The 17,858-nt window shown below is 50.5% G+C and carries 11 protein-coding genes; 9 read left to right on the top strand and 2 right to left on the bottom strand.

Annotated features, from left to right (window positions below; translation table 11 throughout):
- The first annotated feature begins 57 nt into the window (after nt 1-57).
- Entirely contained in the window at nt 58-7,221 is a 7,164-nt protein-coding gene (locus tag KJS63_RS04845; RefSeq protein ID WP_213618145.1) for a glycoside hydrolase family 3 N-terminal domain-containing protein, read from the top strand.
- Nucleotides 7,222-7,305: 84 nt separating this feature from the next.
- Here the strand turns inward: KJS63_RS04845 and KJS63_RS04840 are convergent, their stop codons facing one another.
- Together KJS63_RS04840 and KJS63_RS04835 are read right to left on the bottom strand one after the other, a co-directional pair.
- Nucleotides 7,306-7,539 carry a hypothetical protein gene (locus tag KJS63_RS04840; RefSeq protein WP_068616028.1) on the bottom strand — a complete coding sequence of 78 codons (234 nt, stop codon included), beginning with the start codon at nt 7,537-7,539 and terminating at the stop codon, nt 7,306-7,308.
- 107 nt (nt 7,540-7,646) lie between these two features.
- A complete protein-coding gene (locus KJS63_RS04835) occupies nt 7,647-9,140 on the bottom strand; it encodes a peptide MFS transporter (protein WP_213618144.1) in 1,494 nt (497 codons plus the stop codon).
- A gap of 273 nt (nt 9,141-9,413) precedes the next feature.
- On the opposite strand from KJS63_RS04835, the gene KJS63_RS04830 reads away from it, so the two are divergent.
- The 8 genes from KJS63_RS04830 to KJS63_RS04795 all read left to right on the top strand — a co-directional run bounded on the left by KJS63_RS04830 (nt 9,414) and on the right by KJS63_RS04795 (nt 17,731).
- On the top strand, nt 9,414-9,779 hold the full coding sequence (locus KJS63_RS04830; RefSeq protein WP_068616032.1) for a YojF family protein: 366 nt from the start codon (nt 9,414-9,416) through the stop codon (nt 9,777-9,779).
- Nucleotides 9,772-10,428: a bacillithiol biosynthesis deacetylase BshB2 gene (gene bshB2 / locus KJS63_RS04825; protein ID WP_068616034.1), complete on the top strand. Its 657-nt coding sequence runs from the start codon at nt 9,772-9,774 to the stop codon at nt 10,426-10,428. Before KJS63_RS04830 ends, bshB2 begins: the two co-directional genes overlap by 8 nt.
- A 230-nt stretch (nt 10,429-10,658) precedes the next feature.
- A complete protein-coding gene (locus KJS63_RS04820; protein WP_213618143.1) occupies nt 10,659-12,704 on the top strand; it encodes a bifunctional diguanylate cyclase/phosphodiesterase in 2,046 nt (681 codons plus the stop codon).
- A 219-nt stretch (nt 12,705-12,923) separates the two neighbouring features.
- Nucleotides 12,924-13,559, top strand: a complete 636-nt coding sequence (locus KJS63_RS04815) for a VOC family protein (RefSeq protein WP_213618142.1) — start codon at nt 12,924-12,926, stop codon at nt 13,557-13,559.
- An 875-nt stretch (nt 13,560-14,434) separates the two neighbouring features.
- Nucleotides 14,435-14,572, top strand: a complete 138-nt coding sequence (locus tag KJS63_RS04810) for a hypothetical protein (protein ID WP_213618141.1) — start codon at nt 14,435-14,437, stop codon at nt 14,570-14,572.
- A 150-nt stretch (nt 14,573-14,722) separates the two neighbouring features.
- Nucleotides 14,723-15,235 carry a MauE/DoxX family redox-associated membrane protein gene (locus KJS63_RS04805; protein WP_213618140.1) on the top strand — a complete coding sequence of 171 codons (513 nt, stop codon included), beginning with the start codon at nt 14,723-14,725 and terminating at the stop codon, nt 15,233-15,235.
- 28 nt (nt 15,236-15,263) lie between these two features.
- Nucleotides 15,264-15,866: a TlpA family protein disulfide reductase gene (locus tag KJS63_RS04800; protein ID WP_213618139.1), complete on the top strand. Its 603-nt coding sequence runs from the start codon at nt 15,264-15,266 to the stop codon at nt 15,864-15,866.
- 11 nt (nt 15,867-15,877) lie between these two features.
- Complete coding sequence (locus tag KJS63_RS04795) at nt 15,878-17,731, top strand: ABC transporter ATP-binding protein (protein WP_213618138.1); 1,854 nt, start codon at nt 15,878-15,880, stop codon at nt 17,729-17,731.
- The last annotated feature ends 127 nt before the right edge of the window (nt 17,732-17,858 follow it).

Here is a 17,858-nt window from a genome sequence, read left to right as displayed (position 1 = left end):
GTTCAGTGCTCTTATGCAGATAATGCTTAGTTGATATTTAAGGAGGAGTTGTAGCCGATGAAGAAACGGAAGTTGTCAAAATGGCTGTCAGGTCTAACCGCCTTCAGTCTTATCCTGGGATTGCTGCCCTTGCCAGCTGTGCTCGGAGCGCCCGCAGCGGCGGCAAACCGTCTGCCCGCCTATCTTAATCCGGGGGAAAGTATTCCAGATCGTGTTGCGGATCTGCTGAACCGGATGTCACTGGATGAAAAGGTTGGCCAGATGGTGCAGGCTGAGCGGGCTTCAGTTACACCCGAAGATGTAAAAGATTATTATCTGGGTTCTGTGCTCAGCGGAGGGGGTTCGTTCCCTGAGGGCAAACAGACTTCCAGCACACAGGAAAAGTGGACTGCACTGTATAACAGCTACCAGGACGGGGCATTGTCGACGCCGCTGGGCATTCCGCTGCTCTATGGGGTGGATGGCCTGCATGGACATAACAACGTGATTGGGGCTACTCTATTTCCCCACAATATCGGTCTTGGAGCAACAAGGGACCCGGGGCTGGTGAAAAAAATTGGTGCTGCTTCCGCTGCGGAGATGCAGGCCACCGGGGTGAACTGGACGTTCGCCCCCACACTTGCGGTTGTGCAGAATCCCCGTTGGGGACGCACCTATGAAGGCTTTGGGGACAGTCCGGCTCTATCTGCGGAGCTTGGGGCCGCTTATATTCAAGGCCTACAGGGCGAGAAACCTGGTGGACTGAAGGATCCGGGTAAAGTAGTGGCTACCGCCAAGCATTTCGCGGGCGAAGGCTACACAGATAACGGTACAAATCAGGGGAACATAACAGCCTATACCGAAGAGCAGATTTGGAACCTGGAGAAGGAAGTGTACGAAGCGGCAGTCAAAGCCGGGGTTAAGACGGTGATGGCTTCTTATCACAGTATCCAGGGCATTAAGATGCATGCCAATCAGCGTCTGCTGACTGATAAGCTCAAGGGTGAGCTGGGCTTCAAGGGATTCGTTATCTCCGACTATAATGCGATAGATCAGATTAACCGGGACTGGGACGGCAAGGCGGTCAGCGGTCTGAAGAATCAGGTCCGCGTAGCGGTGAATGCCGGTGTGGACATGATTATGGAGCCGGATAAGTGGAAGGAGGTCATCGTTGATCTGAAGGAGCTGGTTCAGGAAGGAGCTATTTCAGAGAAACGGCTGGATGATGCGGTATTGCGGATTCTTCAGGTGAAGTTCGAATCCGGGGTGTTTGAACATCCCAAAGCTGATCCGGATCTTGCCGGCGCCTTCGGTTCAAGCAGTTCCCGTTCCGTAGCCAGAGAATCGGTTCAGAAATCATTGGTTCTGCTTAAGAATGACAAGGTAGCTGATGGCCGGGGCGGCCAATCGCCGATTCTGTCCCAGCTGCCATCGATGAAGAAGATTCTGGTTGCCGGGAAGAGCGCGGATGATATCGGGCTTCAGTCCGGCGGCTGGTCGATAACCTGGCAGGGCAGTGCCGGGGATATCACACCGGGTACAACCATCCTGAAGGGAATCCAAGATGCGGCGGGCTCGTCCAGGACAGTAACCTATAACAAGCATGGCCGGGGATCAGCCGGTCAAGATGTGGCCATTGCTGTCATCGGGGAGAAGCCTTACGCGGAGACGAATGGCGACGCTGCGAGTCTTAATCTGGATGCCGAGGATTTGAACACACTGGCAAATATCCGCAGCGGTAATCCTGACATTCCGATTGTCGTAGTTCTGGTATCAGGACGACCCATGACGATTACGAACCAGATGGGAGACTGGGCCGGTCTTATTGCCGCATGGCTCCCGGGTACGGAAGGGCAGGGTGTAGCCGATGTCTTGTTCGGCAGCAAGGACTTTACCGGGAAGCTGCCCATGCGCTGGCCATTCAGCTTAAACGCTTATCCAGGGGGAGACGCATCACAATTTCTTTTCCAAACGGGATATGGCCTTACCAGAAATCAGCCTACCCCAACTCTTCCTTCACCACCTGAGGAACCCGATCACAGCCAGAAGATCCCGGGCAAGATTGAAGCGGAGAACTTCACTGCCCAGAGCGGCATACAGACAGAGGATTCCCAGGATACTGGGGGTACCAGGAATATCTCCTACATTGATGCTGGAGATTGGCTTGAATATGATGTGGATGCCCAGAGCGGCACCTATAAGGTGGATTTCCGATACAGCTCATGGACAGATTCAACGGGACTTAAAATTATTGATGGTACAGGCAAAACAAGAGGCACACTGTCCGTGTCCAAAACAGGCAGTTATCAGGATTGGCAGACAGCATCCATTGAAAATATATCCCTGCCCAAAGATGGCAAACAGAAGCTAAAGATGCAGTTTACTGGCGGTTCCATGAATTTGAACTGGTTCAGCTTCACCCGGACCGGGGAGGCGTTGCCGGATAACGGTGGTGATCCGGGAGGTGGCGGAACGGACGGGGTGACACCAGTAGTTGTTGAGGCTGGCGCCGTTGAGAGCTGGATCACAAATGAGCGTAATCCGGGCGACAACAAATGGTATTATGATTCCTTATACAAGGATGGAGACAAGAAGCTCGAACAGCAGCCTAATGCCGATATCGTCCAGCCAAATCAGGCAAAGGGCACGGAAATTACGATTGATCCCGACCAAACCTATCAATCAGTGGTTGGAATAGGCTCCTCAATGGAAGAGTCAACGATAGGCAACCTGTGGCTCATGTCGGAAGCGAAGCGCAAGGAAGTGCTGATGAAGCTGTTCAGCAAGACAGAAGGGGCCGGCATGAGTCTGGTTCGGCTAACCATTGGGACCGCCGATTTCACAGGTAAACCGTTCTACTCTTATGATGATCTTCCTGCGGGTCAGACGGACCCGGGTCTTACCCATTTCTCGATCCAAAAGGATATCGATTATCACATCATTGATACTATAAAAGAGATCCAAAAGATCAATCCGGATGTTAAGTTTTTTGCATCATCTTGGAGTCCGCCAGGATGGATGAAAACAACGGACAGTATGATCAAGGGCCAGGTGAAGGAAGAGTATCTCCCTGTGCTTGCCGATTACTTTGTGAAATATATTCAGGCTTACAAGGCTTTGGGAATTAACATCGATGCCCTTACTATGCAGAATGAGCCGCTGCTTGAGATTGAATATCCGAGTACACATATGCCTTGGGATCAGCAGGGACGGCTGGCCCAGCTTCTTCGCAGCAAGCTTGATGCAGCCGGGTTTGAGGATACGAAGCTGTGGATCTTCGACCACAATCCGAGCGACACTTCCGCGTATCCGGTTCATATTTTGGCTGATGAACAGATGGCCAGAGCAGTTGATGGTACGGCATTCCACGATTATGGCGGGGACCTGTCGGAAATGAGCAGGCTCCACGATCTGTACCCGGATAAGAACGTGTATCTGACAGAACGGGCTGTGTGGGGAACGCAAGGTGCTGACCGGATCGCCCAGTACTTCCGCAATTGGGCCCGCAGCTACAACTCCTGGGTAGTGATGCTCGACAGTGATATAAAGTCCCATCAATGGGTAGGGACACCGGACCCGACCCCGATCATCCAGGACTCTGCAGACCGCAACAATTACTGGCTTGCACCGGAATATTACCTGATGGGCCAGTTTATGAAATTTGTTGAACCGGGTTATGTGCGGATTGACAGTAACTATGGCAGCAGCAGTACCGTGACGAACGTTGCGTTTAAGAGTCCGGATGGCAAAACCATTGTTACGGTGGTTATTAATCAGACCGCAGATGATCAGCCGGTCAAGCTGCTTAGTGACGGGAAGCAGATTTCAGCTGTCGTTCCGGCCAAATCGGTGGCGACATACCGGTGGCACCGCTCTGAACAAGGGAAGACTGCTCCGGGTTCCTATCCTGCGGCAGATTTCGATGAGGCCACAGGGCAATTTAAGGCAGATAAGAATACGGGAATTGTTGATCACCTGAATGTAGATGGTGACGGTAATTCTGCGGCGGGGGCCGCGGAATTCAAGTACAATCTTCATGTGAAACAAGCAGGCAGCTATGATTTGGATCTGGGTTATGCGGGAAGTCTGGAGGATGCTTCCCTGTCTGCAAAAGTCAGCGATGGGGCTCCTGTAATTATTCGGGAGAACAGCAAGGCTTCCGAGCAGCCAGCAGGCGAAACCGCAGGAGCGTCGGCGGACGGATCGGTGCCAGCAGGCGATGCCGCAGGAGCTCCGGCGGGCGGAGTGGCGCCAGCAGGCGATGCCGCAGGAGCGCCGGCGGACGGATCGGTGCCTACTGGTGGTACAGTTCCAGCCAAGGCTTCCGTAACGGAAGCGGTATACGGACCCGGGGATTTCCGTTACCTCAGAGTCAGATTAGATTTGCCAGCAGGTGAACAGAAGCTGACACTTACTGCAGGCGGACACAATTATGCTCTCTCGGACCTCAGATTCACTAAGGCAGACCTGGATAATACGCTGCCGAAGAAGATTCAAGCCGAGAATGCCGACCAATCATCGGGTATCCTTATTCAGCACCAAGATGCCAACCAGCTTACCTCCGTAACAAAATCAGCACCGGACGCATGGCTGGAGTACAAGGTAAAGGTGCCGGCAGACGGTCAGTATCAACTTACGTACCGATATGCCTCGGAAGGAAAGTCACCGACGGCTGTATGGACCGCTGATGGTACAGATGAGCCTGTTCTAACAACCGTATTAACCGGCTCTGAAGGGCCTAACGACTGGAAGACCGTTACAGACCTGATTAAGCTGAAGGAAGGAAGTCACACCTTGAGGCTGTCCCTGGAGGAAGCGGATATCCATCTGGACTGGTTCCAGATCGGGCCTCTTGTGCTGACTAACCCGGGCGCGCAGGCTATATCTTTACCAGGCACGGCCCAAGCCGGAGATTACATTTCCGCAACAGGCATTAACGCTGCTGAAGGCCCGTCAGGAAGCAAAAAGTTAACCAGTTTCGATGCCGGGGACTGGGTTGACTATCCGATTACTGTTCAAAAGGGCGGAGACTACACCGTAACGGTAGAACTTGCAACCAAGAACGGAGGCATGAACGCCTTTAATCTGAAGGCGGAGGACGGCACGGTTCTTGCCAAGTTCGATATTCCATCCACAGGGGATTTGAACACGTGGATTAAGATCCGTAAGACGATTGCCTTGAAATCCGGAGAGCAGAAGCTGAGACTCAGTGCCAATACGGCTGGATTCGAGATCACCAAGCTAGCTTTTGAAGAAAAAACCGCACATACTCCAGGTCAAAACAATATGGTCAAGGTGGAGGCGGAGAACTACTTCGATGCTGACCGGAACGCGATCCAGACCAATTCGGGATATACGAACGTGGGTTACTTGAACCGTGGCAGCAAGCTGGATTATCTGGTTAACATCCCAGCAAGCGCAACCGGGAACTACAAGGTTACTTACCGCTATGCAACTCCGCAGAGCGGGGTATCGGTCAACTTGTCGATAGACGGGGGTTCTGCAGGAACACTCCAGCTTGGATCGACAGGAGGATGGGGCAATTATACTGAGGCTTCCCACCTCGTGGCGATGAAGGAAGGCACCAAGATCGTACGTCTTCTCGATCAAGGAGACGGCTTCAATCTGGATTGGTTTACCATTGTGCCTACAGATGAAGTGGTTAAACCGGAACAGATAAGAACAAAAATTCCAGCAGCTTCCCTTAAGGCGGGGAGTTATGATAAGCCTCAGACCATATCTTTAATAACTGGCGTAGAGGGTGCGCGCATCTACTACACAACCGATGGTACCCTGCCGAGTGCAAAGAATGGAACGCTCTATGAAGGACCATTCCAAGTATCCGGAATTGTTGTAATCCGTGCGGTGGCGGTGAAGGATGGGTTAGCTGACAGCTTTGTCGCTCCTTACACTTATGTGACCAAAACAGGCGGTGGGACGGATGGCAATAACGGAGGGAACAACGGCGGAAATCCAGGTGGAAATACTGGAGGAAGCAACGGTGGAAACCAGGGAGGTAACACGGGGGGCATTACAGGAAATACAGGAGGAAGTGCGTCAGGAACAACCGATGGCAAGGGTGTTTTGAAACTATCAGCCCCGACCCTTGATCCTGTAACGGGAATTGCCGTGGCCGTGGTGACCACGGAAGGCTTGAACCAGGCCATTAAAGACGCTGGCGGCAGTACTTCTTCTAAAGTTACAATAACCGCAGAGGTGCCGTCTGTTCACGGACAAAAGGGCTATGGAGTTCAGCTGCCAGCCTCCTACTTTACAGGGAAGAAGATGGTTAAGCTTGAACTCGTCACTGAATATGGCAGCATCCTCATCCAGGACAATATGATTAGCCCTGCTGAGGTGAGCGCCAATAGCCTAATAGAGCTGAGAATTATGCCGGCTGACAAAACAAAGCTTGCTGCTTCAGCTGTCAAAGCGATTGGAGAGCATCCTGCTCTTGAATTGGCTCTACTGATTGGAGGACAGCCGGTTGCCTGGAACAATCCGGATGCAGCTGTGCGGGTGAGATTTCCTTATCAGCCTTCGGCAGCGGAAGCCGCCAGCGATGAGCATATTACCGAGTTGTATTTAGACACACAAGGCAGACTGAATCCAGTACCGAATGCGCGGTATGATGCTGCTTCCGGCAAAGTTATTTTTACAACAACACAGTTCGGTCAATATGCAGTTGCTTATGTGACTAAAACCTTTGGGGATATCGCAAAATTCAGCTGGGCTAAGCATGATATTGAAGTTCTTGCATCTAAAGGAATTGTCAAAGGCACCAGTGACACCACGTTTAATCCTGGGGACCAGGTTCACCGGGCAGACTTTCTGGTTATGCTGGTTAATGCTCTGGGGCTCTCGGCCAAGACAGAGGGGAATTTCGCAGATGTGAATTCTTCGGCTTATTATTATGAAGCCGTTGGAATTGCGAAGCAGCTGGGTATTGCCAAGGGAAAAGAGAACAACCGGTTCGATCCGCTTAGCCCAATCACCCGGCAGGAGATGATGACACTTGCGGCGAGGGCAATGGTTCTTGCGGGTACAACGCTGCCAGCCAGTTCAGCTGCTGAGTTGAACAGCTTCCAGGACGCCGAGCAGGTGTCCGGGTTCGCGGCGGATAGTGTGGCAGCTCTCGTGAAGAGTGGTATTGTGAACGGTGACGGACATCACCTTAACCCGCTCAGCCAGACCACACGTGCCGAGACGGCTGTGATCATTTACCGGATTTATAACAAATAAAAGATACTGTTAAAGAAAAATACAAGAGAAAGCCCTGAGGAGGGCTTTCTCTTGTTTGTTTATTTTTGCAGCAGAAAGAAGTGCTTAAATTAGAGCGATAGCCAGCAGGGTGAACAAGCTTAAGGTTAAGATCTCATTTCCGTAGCCATAACCATATGGATAAAAGGCCGATGTGCGGACAGAACCGCCACGGTCGGGTCTTAAGTAGACATTGTTGTAGTCTACATCGACAATAGTCCCCTGATATTGCTGGCCGTCCATGGTGAGTAGGCGCACTTTCTTGTTCTTGTTCCGCAAACAGTTATAATATGCCTCCATATTCATCTCCCCCTTCCTAGTATATGTCTATACTATGAAGAGCGAGCCTTATCGGAATGGTACGGTTACCCTGATGGCTGGAGCGGAAGCAGCATTTGGGCTGCCCGCTACTCAACGCCTTTCATGAATCCCTGAATTTTAGGTGACAGCAGATAGAGAATGACACCAAGCAGAATAGCAGCCCCTCCGATAACCCCAAAGTAAGCCATCTCGGTCTCAGGAGTGTAAAATTTGACGATTTGCGCATTTATCGCTTGTCCTGCCGCATTCGATAGGAACCACAAGCTCATGGTCTGGGCGGAAAAAGCAGCTGGAGCAAGCTTGGTCGTTGCGGATAAGCCGACAGGAGATAGACACAGCTCACCAATAACAACAATGAAATAGCTCAGCACAAGCCAGAGCGGATTCACGAGTGAATTCTTGCCGCCGAGATAGGCCGGCAGAAGAATGACCAGGAATGAGAGCCCAGCAAACAGCAGGCCAAGTGAGAATTTCACTGGAATGGACGGCTGGCGCTTGCCCAGCTTCATCCAGAACCAGGCGAAGACTGGCGCCAAGGTAATAATAAAGAGCGGGTTAAGTGATTGGAACCAGGCCGGGGCAAGACGAATGCCCGCAAAGTCGAGCTCTGTCCGTTTATCCGCATAATTGGCAAGGATGGATGACCCTTGTTCCTGAATCGCCCAGAACATGACGGAGGCAATGAACAAAGGAATATAGGCCAGCACTCTTGAACGTTCCACCAGAGTAGTTTTGGGGCTGCGGTACATGACGATAAAGTAAATGATTGGGATGAGAATCCCGAGAACCCCGATAAGCTGAATAAACGCCTGGAATGTGAACCACCCTGATTTCATGCCAGCGGTTACAATAACGGCAGTGATTGCTGCAGCAATCCCAATAACCATAAGCACTTTCTTTGTCTCTTGGGGGGTCATCGGGTTCGGGACAATCGTTCCCGCAAGACCGAGGCTGCGCTTTCGGGTTGTCAGGAATACAATCAAACCAAGCAGCATACCTGCCGCGGCAAGCCCGAACCCAAGGTGAAAGTTGTATTCCATGCCCAGCGTACCTACAATCAGCGGCGCGGAGAAGCTGCCGAGGTTGATCCCCATATAGAAAATGCTGAATCCGGAGTCGCGGCGCGTATCCTGTTCACTGTAGATTTCCCCGACAGTGGCCGATACATTGGGCTTAAGCAGGCCTGTACCAAGTACGATAAAGACCATGGAGACGAAGAACATCGTTATGCTTCCGGGAGCGGCAAGTACGATGTGGCCGAGCATAATCAGTATCCCACCATAAAATACGGCGCGGGAGGTTCCCAGCAGCCGATCCGCCAGCCAGCCGCCAATAACTCCAGACATGTATACAAGTGAACCGTAAATCGACACGATGGCTAGAGCGCTGCTCTGATCCAGTCCGAGCCCACCCCGGGTTACCTCATAGTACAGGTAATAGACCAAAATGGCTCTCATGCCGTAATAGGAGAATCGTTCCCAGAACTCTGTGAAGAATAAGGTGAATAACCCTTTAGGATGTCCAAAGAATCCATGGTGCGGGAAGCTCTCCAGCACTTTATCCTTGTCGTATGACGCCATACATTTGTTCCTCCTTTATCGTCAAGATCTTTAAATATATACACTGGTGAATAGGCCGCTCAATCGGTAATGGTTGACAAATAACGCCAATTTCATGCAATACTTAATAAAATACCTCGAACAGAGCCTTGGAAGCTATGCGCAAAGTTATTGTGTTCCTCTCGTTTTTTTAAGCTGCAAGGAGTATGCTATATTTATTCCGTAATTATGGACGGCCCGGTCAAGGCCGTGGATCTGTCCAAACAGAAATTATGAGGCAGGGGAGAAAGGTTTATGCAGATTATTGATATTGAAGCTGTACAGCATAGAATTGATTCGTTTAAAGACCAGGATGTTTATGTCCATCTGGAAATGACCACAGGCGCGTATGCGTCCCACTATGACAGCTCCAAGCATCCGGCGGCTAACTTCATATCCAATGCTCTAATACGCTTCTCAACCGGTACCATTGCAGGAACCGGCGTATACCGGGTCGGATTGAAGATGGAGAAGGGCTGGTTGTATGCGGAAGGGCTCAACATGTGGGATGAGAAAGATTCGGACCGGCTTATCCTTGCGGGACATGACGCTCAAGGCAAGCTGGTTGTGGCCCTGCAGCTAAGCCGGGAGCCATTTGGAGGAGGGAATCAAGATGCATAAACGGATATTAGTTGTACTCCCTCATCCGGATGATGAGGCGTTCGGTCTATCTGGCACACTCGCCAAGCAAATCTCAAGCGGGGCTCAGGTTACATATGCTTGTCTCACTCTGGGTGAGATGGGCCGCAATATGGGAATTCCCCCATTTGCGAACCGGGTAACCCTGCCGGAGATTCGCAAGAAGGAGCTTCAGGAATCATGTGCAGCGATTGGCATTCAGGACCTGCGAATGATGGGATTCCATGATAAAACGATTGAATTTGAGGACCAGGATCTGCTGGACAGCCGGATTATGGATTTGATTCAGGAGCTTCGCCCGTCCCTCATATTCACGTTCTACCCTGGATACAGTGTTCACCCTGATCATGATGCCACCGGTGCCGCAGTGGTCCGGGTAGTAGGAAGCCTTCCTGAACAGGAGCGGCCAAAGGTGCTCTGCCTGGCGTTCTCTAGGAATTGCCAGGAGGTTCTTGGTTATCCTGACGTTACTCAGGATGTGTCCGAATTCCTGGAAGCGAAGATGAAATCGATTCAATCCCACCGCTCGCAGTTCCAAGCGGCGGAGCTTCTAGGCAGCAAAACACTGAAAGATAAAGAAATTATCGACAGATTCGGGAATGAGAAATTCTGGACTTACAAGTTCGATTAAAGTCAAGGAGCATCAGTTCAAGACCTCCGGCACGCCACTGCCGGGGGTCTTTTTTATGTCATCAGCCGCCGGTTTTCATGCTTCTTCAGGACCATTATGAAGACTTGATGAAACGTTAATTTCGAATCTTAAATAACCGATAAAAAAGATATCTATATGAAGTGGACAAGGAATCACCGTCGATCATACGTCTGGTTCAAAGCAAATTTTTATAATGGTGGTGATGATGGATGCATCATAATATTCTTCAGGGACATTACAACTATTGGATGGTGCTTCTGTCATTTGTTATTGCGGTCTTCTCGTCTCATTCCGCACTGACTCTGGCTGCCAAAATTACTAATGCCAAAGGCCGCTCCCAGCTTGGGTGGCTGCTGGCAGGTTCATGCGTAATGGGCTGCGGTGTGTGGTCGATTCATTTTATCGGGATGCTGGCGTACAGTCTGAATATCAAAATAACTTATGACGTTCTTATTACCCTTCTTTCGCTTCTTTCCATGATTTTAGCTTCCTATATCGCATTCCGGATAACCCTGCCTGTCCAGGTCCGGCTGTTGCATCTGGCTATTGGCGGGTTCTTCATGGGAAGCGGCATTGTAGTCATGCATTATACGGGAATAGCTGCCATGCAAATGGGCGGCAGAATCAGTTACGACCCGGTGTATTGGGGGATTTCCTCTGCCATTGCTTTAACCGCTTCGTACGCTTCCCTGTTCCTGTTTCTGAAGTTCAGAAACCGGTCAGGTGCCAGCATGATGAAATGGCTGTCTTCCTTAATAATGGGACTCGCGATTTGTGGAATGCATTATACAGGGGTTAAAGCAGTTATTTTCTCATCAAGCCTCCCTGTGAACGTTATAAGCGGCGCACCGGAAGAAATGTCCGAGATGCATATTAAGCTGATCCTGATGGTCTGTGTGTCTGCGGCTATTCTTGTGATTTTATCTATTTCTTCAATTGCTGTGTACTTTGAACGCCATGCGATGAAGGGGATGGCGTACACGGATGAGCTGACCAGCCTGCCGAACCGCTATAAGATGAACCAATTCTTCGACGCACAGGACTTTCAATCAGAGGATAACCGGATGGCCCTGCTGTTCATTGACCTGGACCGTTTCAAGAATGTGAACGATACACTTGGGCACGATTTCGGAGATATGCTGGTTCGCTCGGTTGGGGACAGGCTGAAGCGTGTCCTGCAAGGGAGCGAAATATTCCGGCTTGGTGGGGACGAGTTCCTGGCAGCCTTGTGTGGTGCGGGAAAAGAGGAAGCCGAGGCATGGGCACAGAAGCTGCTGGATGAGATCAAGCAGCCATTTGTCCTGAACGGTTATGAGCTCTACATCACCAGCAGCATCGGCATCAGCCTCAGTCCCCAGCATGGAACAGACCGTCACTCGCTGCTCAAGGCGGCGGACACAGCTATGTACAAAGCCAAGGAAGAGGGGAAGAACCGCTACCGGGTTTTTGATAAGTCTCTGGATACCGGCATTATCCGCAAGCTCGGGTTGGAGAACGATCTGCGCAGGGCTGTACATAACGGGGAGTTCTTCGTGCTCTATCAGCCCAAGTGGGATGCATTATCAGGAAAAGCGGCCGGAATGGAGGCCTTGATCAGATGGAGGCACCCGGAGCTTGGCATCATCTCGCCAGCTGAATTCATTCCGATTGCAGAAGAGACCGGCCTCATTATTCCCATGACCCGTTGGATTATGGAGGAGGCCTGCCGCCAGAACAAGCTGTGGCAGGATGAGGGGCTTGAACCACAGTGTGTATCCGTTAATTTGTCTGTACGGGTATTTGAAAGTCAGAATCTGCTCGAAATGGTGCAGGCGACTTTGGCCAAAACGGGGCTCGCCGCCAGATATCTTGAAGTGGAAATTACAGAATCCATCTTAATCTCAGATATTCAGGGAACGATCCGCCAATTAATTGAGCTGCGGGAACTGGGGATCAAGATCGCGATGGACGACTTTGGCTCCGGGTATTCCTCACTCGGTTCGCTCGATAAACTGCCGATTGACACCCTTAAGATTGACCAGCTGTTCATCCGGGAATATGAATCAGGATCGAAGAAGGCGATTATCCAGGCTATCATTACCTTGGGGCAGCAGCTCAATCTAGAACTGGTCGCAGAGGGTGTGGAGACGATAGAACAATCGGAATTTCTAAACTCTCTGGGCTGCAGAATCATGCAGGGGTACTATTACGGCAAACCGATGAATGAAGAGCAAATCCGGGAGTGGCTGGGGGGGCGGCCGGGTCCGCACAGATGAGCCGGGAGCATAGGCCTAGATTCGGCTATATTACAGGTACGGTCCGTTCCTCAGGAAATGGGCCGTTTTCTTGTAGATATGGAGTTATAATGGGAGAGTAGCCTCTTCTATGGGACGGAAGATTCGGATTTTTCGGCCAGAGTACTCCCAGACAAACAAAAATGACTATGCTGAATAGGTGGGGTTACATTATTACTCTGTCAGGCAGGAGGAATCGATATGCGGATGGAAGAACTGAAACTGAAGACAGCAAGATTGGAACAGTTAAAGACATTCTATTCTAACGTACTGGAACTGGGCATTACAGCTCAGACTGAGCGGTATTTCTCTGTTCAGGTGGGCGATACTCTCCTTACTTTTGAGCAAGCAGAACCGGACGAAGGTGAACCCTTCTATCATTTTGCCGTGAACATTCCTGAGAATCAGCTTGCCGAAGCCAAGCAATGGCTTGCCCGTAAAGTGAACCTAAGCCTCAGTAGCGGGGAGGACGAGGCGGATTTTCCAGACTGGAATGCGAATGCCATATACTTTGAGGACCCGGCCGGCAATATTGGGGAGTTCATTGCAAGGCATAATTTAGGGAATGCTTCGGACAAGCCCTTCGGCCCCCATTCTCTGCTTGAAATCAGTGAGATCGGCATCGTACGGGAGGACGTAGCGGGCTGCGTGCAGGATCTAAATGAGAAAGGCTTCCCGCATTGGAGGGAAGGAAATGAAGGCTTCAGGCCCCTGGGCGACGAACATGGCTTATTCATCGTTGTGAAGCAGGGCCGGACGTGGTTCTTTTCTGACAAGCAGGCAGAGCAGCATCCTGTAACAGTAAAGGTTCGGGGAGCAGGTACACTGGAGCTTTAGGACGGTTAGACTCTGAGTGGCCGCTGTCTTATGCAGCCCGGTCGGTGCCAGTACTGCTGCAAGCTTGTTTGGGCGGATGATGCAGCCTTTTTCGGGAGAATGAGAGACAACGCTATGTGATGAGGGACAGACAGTAACGATGAATACTTTTGAATGATAAATTTGAGCGAGCTCTCCGTGTAATGGGGAGCTCTTGTTGTTTCCTTGAAGGCAGGGGAGAAAAAAGATCAGAGCAGTTTGGTGAGTGAGAGTGGAGGGGAGTTCGGCACACTCATCGGGAATTCGCGTAGATTATACCGCTGTATCAGCATCAAAAGCATGAGCCTTGACCGTTGAGAAAGGGAAAACCATTAGAAAGAAAAACACATTATGCAGGGCACTGGAGCCTTTCTTTTTCCCCGTACAGGCACGACTGGGCGGCACATACAATGAAGTGACCCCATAGAGGTTGCATGCATTTTAGGTGGCACCATTGCCCGGATTGTTTACCGCAATTTAAGAAGGACAAAAGGCATAAGCTCTCCAGTTTTCTTGAAGAGGGCTTTTTTGTTATGCGAATAATGATAGAAAAGGGCAAAAAAAGTGGATAAAAATAGTATTATGTAAAAATTAACAAAAATACTAAAATATTTTATTTTATATATTCCCAAGTTAATATAATCATGCTATATTATGCATAAAAGCGCTTACATAAGTGCTTTTCATGAAAGGAGGTGAATTTATATGCATCCAGCTTATTGTGGCTCTGGCTCCTGCTATGCAGGCGGAGTATGGTATTCCAAAACCCATTACAGTTGGGATACGCTGAGAGGCTACTATTCCGACGGCTGCTGTGCCTAAGAGACGAAAAAACAAACCTAAACAAAGGAGGTGAATTGATATACCAGCACATCAACCATACTGCGGCTCCGCTTCTTGTTATGCTAACGGGGTCTACTACTCCAGAACGCATTACAGTTGGAACAATTTTGGAGGTTACTATGCTGATGGCTGCTGCGCTTAAGTCATCTTGATCAGACAGCGTTAGTGCTAACTCGTATGTGTTACGAGAGCATCACATAGAGTATCGTTAAGCGGTATTCAGCGATTATTCATAACTATTATAGAAAAGAGAGGTGGCGTGTTATCGCCCCTCTTTTTTCCTAAGTGAGGAGGTCTTTCCTTTGATTTACACTTTGGTTCATTCATTTCTGATTGTCACCTGGTTGTTATCAGGGGGGCTGAAGCTGGTCTCAATGAAATCTTTTACCTCAACGGTTGAGGTTATCATGGGAAAGGGACGGTGGGCTAGTTCCCTGGCATTTGCTCTTCCTATTGGCGAGATCGTCCTAAGTGTCGGGCTTTGGTTTGAATATATAAAAGTTATAGTCTGTACCGGCTCGCTTATTTTTCTCTGCATATTTATGGCCGTAAATATACGCTCCATGCTGCTGAAACAGGAAGTGGCTTGCAACTGCTTTGGACTAGCAGTTCCAGACCGGTTTGGTTGGGGGGCTGTGATTAAATTGCTCTTGCTTATAGGAATGACGGTTTACCTGATGACAGGAACACGGGATCTTCCGCTGTGGGGAGCGACGGGTCTACCTCTGTATCTGCTGCTGAGCACGGGTTTGTTCCTCGTCTATGCTCTGGTTATGGCTTATCTGGATTTCCGGAAAAACTGGCAGCCGGTCTAATATGACGCTGAATAAGGAGTGAACGGGATTGAATAATGCATTTATGCTATCTTATACCGTTTTATGGGGAGTTGTCATTGTGATGTCTGGTATTATTCTACAGTTGATGAAGCGGCTTACGACGGTTAACCAGCGAATGTATCATATGATTCCTAAGGACCTCCCTTTAAGCCATGAGGGAATTGAGGTGGGCCGCCCTTTCTATTCCCTGGCTGTGGGGAATACCGAGGGACATCCTGTCAGCTGGACAGATCAGCAGAAGAAGGGAAGCATTGTACTGTTCACGTCTTCCTTCTGCTCAACTTGCAAAACGGTCTATCCTATCTTGAATGAGCTTGCAGGTAAATACAACAACTACCACTTTATTCTGGTGATTGAAGGCGAAGCGGAATATGCGCGTCATGTGCGGGAAGCCCACGGCTTGTCCTTACCGGTTGTACCATTACCTCCTGAGAAGTTCCAGGAGCTATCGCTTCCGGGCATACCGTTCAGCTACCTGCTCGATCCGCAAATGAATGTGATGTATAAAGGTATCACTGGCACAGATGTAGCCTTCCGCATGCTGATTGACAAAGGTTCAGCTGCTGCAGAGGCTGGCCACCGTTCAAACAAGAAACGCAAGGCTTCTTAAGGAGGCGTGCGATGGAAGATCACCCTACTCCTAGGCCGCAATTCCTTGATTGGCTGCACCAGTCCCGTACTGTCCTGCACATGTTAGGGAGATTAACAGGGACCATGTGGAGAACGGCCCCACTATATATAAGTCTGGCTGTCGCCATTAATGTGGCAACGGCCGCTCTTCCCGTCCTTGATATTTATGCGACCAAGAATCTGGTCGACGAGGTAACTAGGTTGATCGGGCATACTTCCCAGGGAATCGCGGCAGCCCTTGCATGGCTGGGGGGCGTACTCGCACTCCAGCTGCTCTCGCTGGGCTTGCAGCCCGTGTACCAGTTGGTCCTGACCCATCTAAAGTTGAAAATAAATTATCATTTTGACCGGGAAATCGCTATGAAATCCTCCAAGCTGCCTCTGGTCTATTTCGATTCACCTGACTATTATGATAAATATGAACGGGCCCAGAGCTTAAGCGGTGACAAGGGAATTGGATTTGTTGAGGCCGCTCTGCATATTGCCCAATCGGCGTTATCCATTACAGGGTTCCTGTTCGTGTTGTATCAATTTCACTGGCTGCTAGGGACCGGACTGCTCCTCGTGATGGTGCCGAGTCTGTGGATTCACCTGCGGATCGGCAAGCTCAGATTCAATCAGATGTTCCAGCAGACGGCCGCAGTCCGCAAAATCAACTATTTGATCGGCCTAATGACCCGCCGCGAGTCCGCGAAAGAACTCCGCATCTTTAATCTCTCTTCTTATTTATTTGATAAGGTTCAGACCTATTATTGGCAGAACGCCCGTGAACAGATTGCCCTGCAGAAGCGCGCTGCCTGGTCTGTATTCCGTGTGGACGGGATGTCCCGGCTGCTTCAGGGCGTGGGGATCGTCTTCCTGATCTGGGCCAGCTCGCTGGGCAGACTGACGATTGGCGCTTATGTCGCCCTGGTACAGGCCATGTCGAGTACTCAGGGGTACCTTTTTATTATCACGAACCGGCTCTCTACTATATATGAAAGTGCTCTTTATGTGGGCAATATCTATGAATACCTGGATTTTCAGGAGGAGGAGAAGCGGGAGGAATACCAGGAATACCAGGGGCTGACGGACCGGGGAATTGAAGTGAGCGGGCTCAGTTTCAAATATCCGAACAGCCAAGGTTGGATATTGCATAATATCTCCCTGCATATCCGGCCTGGCGAGAAGGTTGCCATTGTTGGAGATAACGGGGCTGGCAAGAGCACCCTGATCAAATGCCTGCTTGGCCTGTATACCCCGGCGGAGGGAATGGTCCGGTATGGCGGGGTAGATATCCGGGAGATAGACCCGGATAAGTTCCGTGAACACATAAGTGCGACTTTTCAGGATTATGTCTGTTACCAGTTCACGCTTCGCGAGAATATAGGGCTTGGCAGCCTGGAGGGGATGCACGATGAATCGCGGCTGATGAATGCCGCCCACAAAGGGCAAGCCGATCAGATCGCGGAGATGCTTCCCGGTGGATATGATGCGGAGCTCGGCCATGCCTTTGGCGAAGGACAGGAGCTGTCTCAAGGCCAGTGGCAAAAGATTGCGCTCAGCCGGGCGTTTCTGCGCGATGCCGAGGTTGTCGTGCTGGACGAGCCGACCGCCGCGCTGGATCCGATGGCGGAAGCTGCCGTGTTCGAGCGCTTCGTTTCTCTATCCGAAGGCAAGACCGCCATCTTCATCTCCCACCGGCTCGGCAGCTGCCGCATGGCTGACCGTATCCTCGTCCTGAAGGACGGCAGACTGGTCGAGCAGGGGCATCATCTGGAGCTGATAAATGCAAACGGGACTTATGCCCATATGTTCCGCACCCAGGCACAGTGGTATATGGAGGATAAGGTGGAGGTTGGATAGTGGAGTATCATTGAAAAGCGGCTGCTATCTACTCCTTAGGGGGCCTGGGAAGCAGCTGCTTTTTTATGCGAAGAAGTTGATACCATCAATGTGTTGATGAATGGGGGTGGCTTCGTTCGGCACGCAT

Source organism: Paenibacillus sp. J22TS3 (genome assembly GCF_018403205.1).
Classification (GTDB): Bacteria; Bacillota; Bacilli; order Paenibacillales; family Paenibacillaceae; genus Fontibacillus; species Fontibacillus tuaregi.
The sequence above is the reverse complement of the archived record's forward strand: the minus strand, read 5'-3'. Positions and strand labels throughout refer to the sequence as shown.

Excerpts from the sequence above, each read along its gene's own strand:
- KJS63_RS04845 (WP_213618145.1), top strand. The coding sequence starts at position 58 with ATGAAGAAACGGAAGTTGTCAAAATGGCTGTCAGGTCTAACCGCCTTC.
- KJS63_RS04840 (WP_068616028.1), bottom strand. The coding sequence starts at position 7,539 with ATGGAGGCATATTATAACTGTTTGCGGAACAAGAACAAGAAAGTGCGC.
- KJS63_RS04835 (WP_213618144.1), bottom strand. The coding sequence starts at position 9,140 with ATGGCGTCATACGACAAGGATAAAGTGCTGGAGAGCTTCCCGCACCAT.
- KJS63_RS04830 (WP_068616032.1), top strand. The coding sequence starts at position 9,414 with ATGCAGATTATTGATATTGAAGCTGTACAGCATAGAATTGATTCGTTT.
- bshB2 (WP_068616034.1), top strand. The coding sequence starts at position 9,772 with ATGCATAAACGGATATTAGTTGTACTCCCTCATCCGGATGATGAGGCG.
- KJS63_RS04820 (WP_213618143.1), top strand. The coding sequence starts at position 10,659 with ATGCATCATAATATTCTTCAGGGACATTACAACTATTGGATGGTGCTT.
- KJS63_RS04815 (WP_213618142.1), top strand. The coding sequence starts at position 12,924 with ATGCGGATGGAAGAACTGAAACTGAAGACAGCAAGATTGGAACAGTTA.
- KJS63_RS04795 (WP_213618138.1), top strand. The coding sequence starts at position 15,878 with ATGGAAGATCACCCTACTCCTAGGCCGCAATTCCTTGATTGGCTGCAC.